Here is a 1,492-nt window from a genome sequence, read left to right on the forward strand (position 1 = left end):
TGTTGGGTCAATAGCATAGACTCGGCGTACTATGATGTCAAGCCTCTACAGACATGAAAAAGCGATTGTAGATCCATGGAGGCAGGCTTGTACTCATCTTAGGGGTGAGTAGTTACCATTAGGCAATGTTGGGAACCGGGACTCATGTTGTCCAGAAGACGCTGCAGGGACTGCTCGAAACTGTGTCGGTTGAGCAGGCTGGTGAGGTAGTCATGGCTTGCCTGGTGCAATAGTTGCTGCGCCATCTGGCGGTTGATGGTGATGTCCCGCAGGTAGGCGGTAAACAGCGGCGCATCTTCCTGGTCGATGCGCGTGATGGTCAGCTCGATGGGAAACTTAGCGCCGTCGGAGCGCATGGCGGTGGTCTCAATGCGGGTGCCGATTATCGTGGTTTCACTGGTGAGAAGATGCCGCTGCAGGCCTTCGTAGTGCTGTTGGCGGAGGGATTCCGGAACGATCAGCTCGGCCATTTTTTTGCCGATGACCTCTTCCCTGGCATAACCGAAAATCTTCTCGGCAGCGGGGTTGAATTCCAGAATGAGGTCTTTCTGATCGATGGTGATGATGGCATCGAGGGCGGTATCGAGTATGGCGCTCTTGCGTTTTTCACTGCGCTGCAGTTTCTGCAGCATGCCCTGCCTGACGGATACCTGGCGGGAAATGATCCAGGCGCCCACGATTAGGCTTACTATACCCAGGAACCAGAGAATGAGGAGTATGGCGATCTTGGAGACAATGGCCGCGGCTTCCTGCTCACGCAACTGCTTCATGGGCAGGGCGATGCCGATGCCGCCGCCGGGTTTTCCCACTTCGAAATCCTGTCCGCCATGACAAAGGAGACAGCCGGTGTTTACCATGAGTGGCTGCATCAGGCGCAGGTACTCATCTCCATTGATGTCGGTCAGCTCAAAAACTTCCTTTTCACCGTTCATCAGGCGGTGCAGCGCCTGTTTTTCCCACTCGTCCGGTATGTTTTCCCTGGCCAGAGGGGTCAGGCTGGTGACCTTGCCGGTAACACCGTACAGATGGCCATAGTTCTGATCCAGCTCCCTAATGATCCTGGCTGGGTTGATAAGAGTGAGTGCGATGCCGGAGGGTGTTTCGATGTCTCTTTCGGGTATGTGTGCAAGATTGGGATCGGGAGGATAGCGGTCGGTAGCGGGTACATAGATGCGGCCATGTTCCGTGGCCCACAGTCGCATGGCCTGATCCTTGTTGAAATAGGCCCGGGCCTCGGCGGTAGCCAGGTTGAGGGTGCTGTTCTTTTCTTCGGATATGGTCCAGACGGCAATGGTGCCGATACTGGCGCTCCAGAGGATGCTCAGCGCAAGGGCGTAGCTGAAAATGCTGGTATTGTCCTTGGGAGACATGGGTTTAGGGTATCTGAACCGAAGATAAATTGTTGGGCATTATTTGGCAGAACACCGGATCAGGCAATACAACCCGGAAAATTCATGAATTACACGCGCCCTCGCTTGTTTATTGTTCCCAC

1 protein-coding gene is annotated in these 1,492 nt (G+C 54.6%); it reads right to left on the reverse strand.

The genetic code is table 11. The annotated features are described in order from the left end of the window. Window positions 1-98: 98 nt before the first annotated feature. A complete protein-coding gene (locus ACOCD2_RS19630; protein ID WP_293650158.1) occupies window positions 99-1,370 on the reverse strand; it encodes a PAS domain S-box protein in 1,272 nt (423 codons plus the stop codon). Between the last annotated feature and the right edge of the window lie 122 nt (window positions 1,371-1,492).

Origin of the sequence: Thiolapillus sp. (assembly GCF_048562965.1) — a bacterium.
In the GTDB taxonomy this organism is placed as follows: Bacteria; Pseudomonadota; Gammaproteobacteria; order Chromatiales; family Chromatiaceae; genus Thiolapillus; species Thiolapillus brandeum_A.

Excerpts from the sequence above, each read along its gene's own strand:
- ACOCD2_RS19630 (WP_293650158.1), bottom strand. The coding sequence starts at position 1,370 with ATGTCTCCCAAGGACAATACCAGCATTTTCAGCTACGCCCTTGCGCTG.